This window comes from Flavobacterium sp. AC274 (assembly GCF_979258275.1).
The window spans coordinates 602,756-613,547 of the sequence record NZ_OZ409852.1; the positions used below are offsets into that span (position 1 = coordinate 602,756).

The 10,792-nt window shown below is 36.4% G+C and carries 6 protein-coding genes; 5 read left to right on the plus strand and 1 reads right to left on the minus strand.

What is annotated here, in order from left to right:
* Positions 1-3: 3 nt before the first annotated feature.
* Entirely contained in the window at positions 4-1,152 is a 1,149-nt protein-coding gene (locus ACZZZT_RS02800; protein ID WP_463459339.1) for a DNA polymerase III subunit, read from the minus strand.
* 435 nt (positions 1,153-1,587) lie between these two features.
* Here ACZZZT_RS02800 and ACZZZT_RS02805 point away from each other — a divergent pair, with 435 nt between their 5' ends.
* The 5 genes from ACZZZT_RS02805 to ACZZZT_RS02825 all read left to right on the plus strand — a co-directional run bounded on the left by ACZZZT_RS02805 (position 1,588) and on the right by ACZZZT_RS02825 (position 10,696).
* On the plus strand, positions 1,588-2,040 hold the full coding sequence (locus ACZZZT_RS02805) for a hypothetical protein (protein WP_042564935.1): 453 nt from the start codon (positions 1,588-1,590) through the stop codon (positions 2,038-2,040).
* Between the two features lie 182 nt (positions 2,041-2,222).
* Complete coding sequence (locus tag ACZZZT_RS02810; RefSeq protein WP_042564936.1) at positions 2,223-3,515, plus strand: hypothetical protein; 1,293 nt, start codon at positions 2,223-2,225, stop codon at positions 3,513-3,515.
* Between the two features lie 104 nt (positions 3,516-3,619).
* A complete protein-coding gene (locus tag ACZZZT_RS02815; RefSeq protein WP_463459340.1) occupies positions 3,620-4,033 on the plus strand; it encodes a hypothetical protein in 414 nt (137 codons plus the stop codon).
* A complete protein-coding gene (gene sprC, locus ACZZZT_RS02820; protein WP_463459341.1) occupies positions 4,030-5,463 on the plus strand; it encodes a gliding motility protein SprC in 1,434 nt (477 codons plus the stop codon). The genes ACZZZT_RS02815 and sprC overlap by 4 nt, the downstream gene beginning before the upstream one ends.
* A gap of 13 nt (positions 5,464-5,476) precedes the next feature.
* Positions 5,477-10,696: a PorP/SprF family type IX secretion system membrane protein gene (locus ACZZZT_RS02825; protein WP_463459342.1), complete on the plus strand. Its 5,220-nt coding sequence runs from the start codon at positions 5,477-5,479 to the stop codon at positions 10,694-10,696.
* Positions 10,697-10,792: the final 96 nt, after the last annotated feature.

Here is a 10,792-nt window from a genome sequence, read left to right on the forward strand (position 1 = left end):
AAATTATTTTTTATGAATTAAACGAGTCAGTTTTATAGATAAATCTGTTAAAATTATTTTTGCATTTCCGTTTCTTTCAATATGGTACATCGCATCTGAAAGTTCTTTGAAAATGTCATGAATGTTGTTTCCGTTTACAAATGGTGCAAAATTTTCTAATTTGAATTTATCAACTTTCGGTTCTATATAGACTAAAGACGGCGCTTCATAATTAAGTAAAAGTGCCTGACGAAACATTTCGATACAAAACTGAATGAATTTTTTCTGGCTTTCACGACCCAAACCGGCAATTTCTTCACTCCAGGAAATTAAATCCTGAATGGCGGCGGCATTTCCTTTTGCTCTAAAGGCAGCGCGAACCCAATTTACAAACCATTGTTCAAAAGGAAATTCAGAATCATCTTCTTTTAGTAAAGAAACTGCTTTGTTGAAATTTCCCTGTGCCTGATGGGCAATTTTTTTGGCTAAGTTGGAATCTATATTTTCTTGAGAAACCAAGGCTTCTGCAATTACTTTTTCGGGTAAACCGTTAAAGTGAATTACCTGACAACGAGATCGTATGGTTTGAATAATATCTTCTTCGTTTTCAGAAATCAGAATAAATATGGTTTTATCTGAAGGTTCTTCTAATAATTTCAAAAGTTTATTTGATGCGGCGATATTCATTTTATCGGCCATCCAGATGATCATAATTTTATAACCGCCTTCGTATGATTTTAACGCAAGTGATTTTAAAACTTCCTGAGCATCTTCGACACGTATTTCTCCTTGTTTGTTTTGAACGCCGAGAATTTTATACCAGTCAAACAAACCTCCGTAGGGCATTTCGTTAATGAAATTTCGCCAGTCCTGAATGAAATCTAAACTTTTAGGTTTTGTTTTTACATCTTCTGTAGTTACGGTTGGATAAATAAAATGCAAATCAGGATGCGAAAGGTTTTGGAATTTAAGATTGCACGAATCGTTTCCATTTGAATTTTCGTCGCCTGTGTTATTGCATAAAATATATTGCGCATAGGCAATAGCTGTTGATAAAGTACCACTTCCTTCTGGTCCAATGAATAATTGTGCATGTGGAATTCGCCCGGAAGCTGCACTTTTTATCAAGTGACTTTTGATGTAATCCTGACCTAAAATTTGTGAAAATTGCATGAAGCAAAGATATAAGAAAATGATGTAGGCAAAAATTTTCAGTAAAAAGTTTAATTCTGTAGGTTCATTTTTGTATTTATGAAATGTTTTTTAACTGAATTGTTGATTTATTTCTTCTTAAGTTTTATCAATACTGAGATGATTTGAATAGATATTAAGATTTTTTTGTTAATAGTTTTTGCAAAAATGTTTAAATCAGATGTCTTTTTTGAGTACAATAATGCGTAAAGAGTTAATTTACTTAAACTATTTCTTACAGGAAAAAATTTTAACAAAATTAACAAAATCTTCGGCAAAACGCATATTTTCTCGACCTACGACCCTTTTTTAAGGTTATTTTAAGGTGAATTTTCGAAAAAAAAAACATTAAAGTTGCGATTTAACATAATTTATATATTTTTGTTTTCATCAACAACCAATTTTTAATAAGAATTTATGAAAGGGAAAATTATTTTTTTAAGCTTATTTTTTATTTTGACAACTGCGGCAGCATCAGCTCAAGCTAAGAACGCTCCCAGAAGTATTATTAGTACAACAGCTCTTATTCGTAAATACCACGATCAAAAAGAATTGAGCGGTATGCAAAAAGGAGAACTTTTAGAGTTGTACATTGAACGAATTAAAGTATTAGTTAAGACTCTCCCTTACATTGCATTGGTGACAAAACCAGGTGTGACGATGGCAGACTTAGGTATTCCGGACGATTCTGAGCACAAAAAAGTTTTAGACAATCAGGCTGTAGGTACATCAGCATTCTTAGACGTAACTGTAGAGTTTCAAAGAAAAATGATGCCATACTCTGATAAAGGAAACTTAATTGCAGCTATTTTATTTTACGAAAGCACATTAAAATCATTACACGAGTTCAATGAATTGAACGAAATGTAATAAAAATAAAATTTTTTAAAACTTTCTTTGAAGTGTTTACGTAAATGAACTCGAACATTTAAAAGAAGTTTAAAAATATTAACTCGTTCTCGATGTGTTCTGATAGCTTTCGGGAAAATCGAGATGAGTTTTTATCATATTACGCATACCCAAATTTATTATTAACCTAATACCCTTTTATCATGAAAAAAATTACTCAAATTATCTGCGTTCTTTTGACAGTTACGAGTATGAGTGCTCAACAAGAAAAAGGAATTATGGGCTACAACAACTGGTTGAACAACTGGACTGAATTTAAGCCTAACAAAGTTGACTATGGTGAAGCAAACCAAATTTTAGCAGGAAACATTTCTGTTAATACTAAATTGCTTAAAAGAAACATTTATGTTTTGCAAGGAAACGTTTATGTTACTAACAATGCCGTTTTAACAATTGAACCGGGAACTTTAATTATTGGTGATTTCGAAACAAAAGGAACATTGGTAGTTACAAAAGGTGCGCAACTTGTTGCAGATGGTTTAGAAACAGATCCAATTGTATTTACATCAAACCGCAGCCAGAAAAAAGCTGGTGACTGGGGTGGACTTGTAATTCTTGGTGATGCGCCAATTAACAAATTTGGAAATGTTGGTTCTTACAATCTAGATCTTGATCCTACACTTACTACTTACGGTGGTGACAATGTAGCTGGTAACTCAGGTATTTTAAGATATGTTAGAATCGAGTTTGCAGGTAAAAAAGTTAAAGGTATGGATACTTTCAATGGTTTAACTATTGCAGGTGTTGGAAACAAAACTATTCTTGAAAACGTTATGGTAAGCTACTCTGGTGGTGACTCATTTGCTTTTTACGGTGGTGATGTAAATGCTAGTAAATTAGTATCATACAAATCAATCAACGACGATTATAAATTTACTCAGGGTATTCAATGTCGTTTATACAATTCATTAGCGGTAAGATCTTCTTATTTATCAAGTAATAAAGATGGTTCTCGTTGCATGGAAGTAAAATCATACGAAAAGAAAAGCGAAACTGATTTTACTAAAAAACAAACTCTTGTTGCTGCAACAAACATTACAATGCTTAATGATAGCGAAAACATCAATGCTGATATTCAGGCTGGTTTAGTAAAAGAAGCAATTTATGTTGCTGAAAATGCTTCTCTTGAGATGAAAAGAAGTGTAATCTCTGGATTTAATCCTGCTGTTTTACTAGATAGCAAAACTGAGATTAACGATGCCAACCTTAAAAAAATCAAATTTGAAGAAATGTATTTCAACCTTTGTAAAGGAAACATCTTTACTGAATACAATTCTAACAACGAAGATTTAGAGAGCTGGTATGGTAATACTGTTTTCTTTAATGTTAAATCTCAAAGTGACAACAAAGAGACATTCATTGATATCTATAACCCTAAGAAACCAGATTTCAGATTACAATTAGGAAAAATTACAGCATCTAGCGGAAACAGATAGATAGATTTAGATTTTTATTTCAGAGCGTAAATTTTATTAATAAAGTCCCCAGACACAATTTATGTGTATTCGTCTCAACGGACCCAAATAAAGATCAAAATATAATGGCCCCGATAAAAAGATATTTTACTTGTATAATATTTTTGATTTCGCCTGTAACCTTATGTCTGTATGCACAGAATACAATAGAAAAACCTACAGTTTCTGTTGTTTCTGATTGCAAGATGACTCCGTGTACACTTAATCAAAAGAATGATATAGCTGATAAACGTATCAGCAAATTAGATAATTCTAATCAGTTTATAGTAGGGCTATCCATCCCCAAGGATAGCCTTGCTATGGCAGCTGATGTAGAGAATCAAACTACTTCAGGATGTGACGAAAATTCAGTAATTGCTGGTTCTTATTCAGTTCTTGCAAAAGACATTATTGAGAACTACAAATATGATTTTTCTGAAACATTCATTGATATTTTGTTTTTTGAAGATATAGATTTAGCAAGAAAACGCACTATATGATTCGAAAAATTACTCTATTTTTTACTAAATTATTAATTTTCTTCGGCGCATTCTTTGCTTTCGAATCAAATGTTAGTGGACAAACAATTGTGCCGCAAACCTTTGATGGTCTTGAGAAACTTTGCGCCGGGGGATCTTTTAATGAATTTAATGCCACCTTTAGCTATATAGATTTTCCTGCAGGAACAACTTTTGTGGTTGAACTGTCAGATGCTACAGGTGATTTTACTACCCCAATTGCCACAACATTACTTCAAACTATTGATCTTTCTGCTACGCAGCAAACTATTAAATATGCAGTCCCAACAAGTTTAGTGGGATCTGATACTTATAGTTTAAGAGTAAAAAGTTCTACTGGAGTTGTGAGTCAGCGTTTTAAAAATTCCTTAGGAAATACTTCTTTTCCAGCTTATTACAAAGATTTCGAAGCTTCATTTTTTATCAATAATAAAAGTGATGCCGCTATGATATGTTCAGGTGGAAACCTTACACTTTCTATTAGTAACGAAACACCTACAGTTCCAAATTCATCTCCCGTTAATTATTCAAAAATTAAATATAAATGGTATAAAGATGATGTTGCAATTGCAGGACAAAGTTCTAGTACGTTAGTAGTAAATTCTACCGGAAAGTATTACGCCGAAATTGATTATGGGCAATGTACAGATGTGAATTTTAGTTCAAATCGTGTAAACGTTACTTCTTCAAGTGGCGGTTCTGCGGTTACGATAAGTTCGAGTTTAGGGAATCCTTTTTGTTCTAACGGAACAGGAACTGTTCTTACAGCAACTTCTGGAAATAGCTATGTCTGGAAAAAAGATGGTGCTGTAATAGCAGGCGCGACTAACCGTAGTTATACTACAAACGAATCAGGAATTTATACTGTCGAAGTTGATTTTGGAGGCTGTAAAGCTACCGGAAGTATTAACCTTAGCACTAATGGTTTTGATGCGAGTATAGATGTTCAAGATAATTATGAACTTACAGAAGGGGAAACCTTGAGTGTTTCTATAACAACTGATGCTACAACACCAACATATGAATGGTATTTAAATGGCAATATTATTAATGGTGCCACAACAGATACTTATCTGATAGCTGTAAAAGGTCTTTACAGAGTTGTAATTTCTCAGGTTTCAGGATGTGTTGCAACAAAAGAATTTACTTTTAGAATTAAAGGTCAATCTGGCCCGGCAACAGTTGTTCCTAATATTATAAAATTAAGTGGAGATATACCGTATTGGGATATCCCTGGCGAATATAAAAATGCAAACACCAAAGTAATGATTATAAGTTCGAATGGTGATATGGTTTTGGACGTTGTCGATTATCAGGGCGATTGGCCACAGACCGCAATAGATTTTAAAAATGTCAATCCAGTTTATTACTATGTCATTAAAGGCGATGCAGGTGAAAAAAAGGATCAATAACTGTGATTAAATAATGAAGAAAATTTTACTATTCATAACTTTATTTTACGGTTTTTCAAATGTACTCTATTCCCAGACTTCTGAGAATGGAGTTGTTTCGTTTTCATTACCAATTAGAAATTCTTTAAAGTTTAATAGATATTTAATTAACCCTGCATTTAGTTTCGTTCGTGAACAAAATGCTTATGTAAGTTTTTATAATAAAAGGCAATGGGTGCAGTTTGAAGATGCTCCAAACACTTATTTATTTGGTTACTCAGGGCGTTTTAGAGAAAATGAAGCCTTTGCTTTTGGTTTATTTCAACAAAATTATGGTTTAATGACTGTGTTTGGCGGAGTAGGGAACTTTGCACATAACATCGTTTTAGATCAGGACAGTAATTTAACTTTTGGTTTAAACGTTGGTGCTTACCAAAGCGGGTTAAACAAAGGGAAAATTATTTCAGATGACACAACTTTAGATGGAGATTATCCATCAAATACAATGCTTACTGTAAATCCTGGTATTAACTACGGAACAGCATTTCTTGATTTTGGAGTATCTGTAAACAATTTAATTCTTTACAACTTTGGTTCAGGAGTTGTAAAAGATGATCCCGAAAGAGCAATCGAATTACATGCTATGTATACAGGATATATTGATAGCTATGGTTTTTTTGAACAAAGTAAATTCTCAGGAATTGTAAAAACAGAAATTAAACAAGATAAAGCAGTTATTTCAGGACTTGCCATGATTTCTATTCCAAAAGGTGTTTGGGCACAGGCAGGATACAATACTTTATACGGAGTTTCAGCAGGACTTGGATTTAATATTACGCCAAGTATTGCTATTGAATATAATTATGAAAGAGGAATGGGGAATTTTACCAATTTAGGTGGTTCTCATGAATTTGCAATAGCATATAGATTTAAAAACAGAAATTACTATTACGGAGATGATGAAGATGGTGCTCTTATAGATCCAGCGAGATCTAAACCGGTACTGGCTAAGAAAAATCCATCTACAGCTCAGGTTACAAGAACAAGTGGGGCTGAAAAAGCAAAACTAGCAGCTGATGCAAAAGCGCAAGCTGATGCAGAAGCGCAAAGAATACGACTTGCAGCTGCAGAAAAAGCCAAGGCTGATGCCGAAGCCGCTGCAAAAGCAAAACTAGAAGCCGACAACAAAGCTAAAGCAGACGCTGAAGCATTAAAAATAAGATTAGCTGCCGATGCAAAAGCAAAAGCAGATGCACAAGCTGCTGAAAAAGCGAGATTAGCTGCAGATAATAAAACCAAAGCCGATGCACAGGCTGCAGAAAGAGCAAGATTAGCAGCTGATACTAAAGCGAAAGCTGATGCACAAGCAGCAGAAAAAGCAAGACTAGCTGCAGATAATAAAGCAAAAGCTGATGCACAAGCTGCGGAAAGAGTAAGATTAGCCGCTGATGCAAAAACGAAAGCCGATGCCCAAGCTGCAGAGAGAGCAAGACTAGCTGCAGATGCAAAAACGAAAGCCGATGCCCAAGCTGCAGAGAGAGCAAGATTAGCTGCCGATGCAAAAGCCAAAGCAGATGCACAAGGTACAGCCAAAACACAAATTGCTGCAACCAACCAACCAGCAACAGCTACAGAAAAAACAGCTGCACAATTGGCTGCTGATAAATCAAAAGCCGATGCACAAGCTGCAGAAAGAGCCAGATTAACTGCTGGAAATAAAACGAATGCCGATGCACAGGCAGTAGAAAGAGCAAGATTAGCTGCAGATAATAAAACGAAAGCTGATGCACAAGCAGAGCAAATAGCAAAATTAGCGGCAGATAATAAAACGAAAGCAGATGCACAAGCTGCACAAAGAGCAAGATTGCTAGCAGACAATAAAGCAAAAGCTGATGCACAAGCTGCAGAGAGAGCAAGAATTGCTGCATATAATAAGGCAAAAGCTGATGCACAGGATGCAGAAAGAGCAAAACTGGCTGCAGAAAATAAAGCCAGAGTAGATGCTCAAATTGCAGAAAGAGCCAGATTAGCTGCTGCTAAAGGAAAAGTTGATGCAGAAGGAGTAGCTAAAACACCAGCCGTTACAGAAACACCAACTGTTATAGAAACAGTAGTTGAGCCACAAAAAACAGTTGCAGAATTAGCTGCAGAAAAAGCAAAAGCAGATGCAGAAGCATTAAAAATAAAATTAGCTGCTGATGCTCAGGCAAAAGCAGATGCTGCAGAAGCTAAACGTAAAGCTGATGCAAAAGCGAAAGCTGAAGCGGCAGATTTACAATCTATATTAGCGGCTGACGCGAAAGCAAAAGCTGATTCAGATGCACTTCAGGCAAGGTTAGCTGCTGAAGCAAAAGCAAAAGCGGCTGCTGCTGCAAAAACTAAAGTAAGTATTGATGCAGCTAACAAAGCTAAATTAGCCGCTGCTGCAAAAGAAAAAACTGCACAAGAAGCTGCATTAAAAGAAAAGGCCGCTACAGAAGCAAAAGCGAAAGCTGATGAAGAGGCAAGACAAGCAAGACTTGCTTCTGAAGCAAAAGCGAAAGCAGACGCTGAGGCATTAAAAATAAAATTAGCTGCAGATGCAAAAGCAAAAGCAGATGCTGAAGCTCAGGCAAAATTAGCTGCAGAAGCAAAAGCGAAAGCAGACGCTGAAGCACAACAAGCAAAACTTGTTGCAGATGCAAAAGCAAAAGCAGATGCTGAAGCTCAGGCAAAATTAGCTGCAGAAGCAAAAGCGAAAGCTGATGCGGAGGCACTTCAAGCAAAACTTGTTGCAGATGCAAAGGCGAAAGCAGATGCTGAAGCCCAGGCAAAATTGGCTGCAGAAGCAAAAGCGAAAGCTGATGCAGAAGCACTTCAGGCAAAACTTGTTGCAGATGCAAAAGCCAAAGCAGATGCTGAAGCTCAGGCAAAATTAGCTTCTGAAGCAAAAGCGAAAGCAGACGCCGAAGCACAACAAGCAAAATTAGCTGCCGAAGCAAAAGCAAAAGCGGATGCTGAAGCATTAAAAATAAAATTAGCTGAAGAGGCAAAAGCTAAAGAAGAAGCAGAAGCTCGTGAAGCAAAACTAGCTGCTGAAAATAAAGCAAAAGCTGACGCTGAAGCCCAACAAGCTAAATTGGCTGCTGATGCAAAAGCTAAAGCCGATATGGCAGCTTTACAAGCGAAATTATTGGCAGATGCAAGAGTAAAAGCCGATGCAGAAGCGACTGAAAGACTAAAAGCAGAACAAGAAGCTAAAAAATTACAAATACAAGAAGAAGAACGTCAAGCTAAGTTAGCTGCTGATAAAGCCAAAGCGGATGCTGAAGCATTAAAAGTACAACAAGCTGCAGAAGCACAACAAGCAAAATTGGCCGCAGAAGCAAAAGCGAAAGCCGACGCAGAAGCACAACAAGCTAAACTTGCAGCTGAAGCAAAAGCGAAATCAGACGCAGATGCACAACAAGCTAAACTAGCGGCCGAAGCAAAAGCGAAAGCAGATGCAGAAGCACAACAGGCAAAATTAGCTGCAGAAGCAAAAGCAAAAGCCGACGCCGAAGCACAACAAGCTAAACTTGCTGCAGAAGCAAAAGCGAAAGCAGATGCAGAAGCTCAACAAGCTAAACTAGCTGCAGAAGCAAAAGCGAAAGCAGATGCAGAAGCACAACAAGCAAAATTGGCTGCAGATGCAAAAGCCAAAGCAGATGCGGAAGCACAACAAGCAAAATTAGCTGCTGAAAATAAAGCCAAAGCCGATGCAGAAGCGCAACAAGCTAAACTAGCGGCCGAAGCAAAAGCTAAAGCCGACGCAGAAGCTCAACAAGCTAAACTAGCTGCAGAAGCAAAAGCGAAAGCAGATGCAGAAGCACAACAAGCAAAATTGGCTGCAGATGCAAAAGCCAAAGCAGATGCGGAAGCACAACAAGCAAAATTAGCTGCTGAAAATAAAGCCAAAGCCGATGCAGAAGCGCAACAAGCAAAACTTGCAGCTGAAAATAAAGCCAAAGCAGATGCGGAAGCACAACAAGCTAAACTTGCTGCAGAAGCAAAAGCGAAAGCCGATGCAGAAGCGCAACAAGCTAAATTAGCTGCTGAAAATAAAGCAAAAGCAGATGCAGAAGCACAACAAGCTAAACTTGCTGCAGAAGCAAAAGCGAAAGCCGATGCAGACGCACAACAAGCAAAATTGGCTGCAGATGCAAAAGCCAAAGCTGATATGGCCGCTGAACAAGCTAGATTATTGGCTGATCAAAGAGCGAAAGCTGATGCAGAAGCAAATGAAAAACTGAAAGCCGAAGAAGAAGTAAGACAATTAAGACTTGCTGAAGAAGCACAACAAGCGAAGTTGCTTGCAGACGCTAAAGCGAAAGCTGATGCAGATGCACTTGCAAGAGCAGCTGCTACAGATGAGGCAGGAAAGGCAATTGATAATTTAGCACTTTCATTAGATGAATCTGCTAAAACTCAAGATGATTTATTAACACAGTTTAATGCTACTGTGGCAAATAAACAAAAAGATCTTGATGACTTAAAAGAAGAAAACGATTTAAGTGATAAAGGAATTTACAAAGAGCCGAAACCTTTCAAAAGTGTTGCAGCTGAAAATAGTCAGATAGAAGCTTTAAAATTACAAATAGCTGAAGCAAACAGAATTCAGAAAGATGAAATTGCAAGGCTAACTAATTTATATAACGAAAGACTTAAAAAATTCCCTAATAAAAATGATGCTACAAACAGGGCTTATTTAGAAAAAATAAACCAATTGAAAGCAGCACAATTAAAAATGGAAGTAGATAGTGCAGCATTACTTGCGAATTTAGAACGCATTAAAGCTGAAACTGAAATTGAGAAGAAACGTAGAATTAAGCAGGCAGCGTATGAGAATGATCAGGGAAGATATGCACAGGATTTAGCAGCTCTTAAACGTATAAAAGAAACTACAAAACCAAGTAGTACGCCGTTAACTGCAAGTGATTTTGATTTTGGTGAAGACCAGTCGAACATGCAGATTATAAAAAATATTAAAAATGCTGACAGCGGTTTTTATTTAATTATTGCAGTTCACAGCAGTGTTGAAAAAAGAGATGAATTCTTAACTAAAGCGGTGGCCGCTGGACGTACAGATGTTAATTTCTTCTACAACGTAACAACAAGTAAATATTACATCTATTACGAAAAAGTCGATGGATTACAAGAAGCTCAAAAAGCAATGGAGTCTAAAGGAAATGCGCCATACAACGGGAAAATGGCGATAGTAAAAGTGGAGAATTAAGAATTGTAAATAATAATATGGACGGCAACTTCTTTTATTAGAAGGACATATAAAAATTAAAAATAAATAAGATTACAAAATTGTTTTTTGAATGCC

Excerpts from the sequence above, each read along its gene's own strand:
- sprC (WP_463459341.1), top strand. The coding sequence starts at position 4,030 with ATGATTCGAAAAATTACTCTATTTTTTACTAAATTATTAATTTTCTTC.
- ACZZZT_RS02800 (WP_463459339.1), bottom strand. The coding sequence starts at position 1,152 with ATGCAATTTTCACAAATTTTAGGTCAGGATTACATCAAAAGTCACTTG.
- ACZZZT_RS02825 (WP_463459342.1), top strand. The coding sequence starts at position 5,477 with ATGAAGAAAATTTTACTATTCATAACTTTATTTTACGGTTTTTCAAAT.
- ACZZZT_RS02810 (WP_042564936.1), top strand. The coding sequence starts at position 2,223 with ATGAAAAAAATTACTCAAATTATCTGCGTTCTTTTGACAGTTACGAGT.
- ACZZZT_RS02815 (WP_463459340.1), top strand. The coding sequence starts at position 3,620 with ATGGCCCCGATAAAAAGATATTTTACTTGTATAATATTTTTGATTTCG.
- ACZZZT_RS02805 (WP_042564935.1), top strand. The coding sequence starts at position 1,588 with ATGAAAGGGAAAATTATTTTTTTAAGCTTATTTTTTATTTTGACAACT.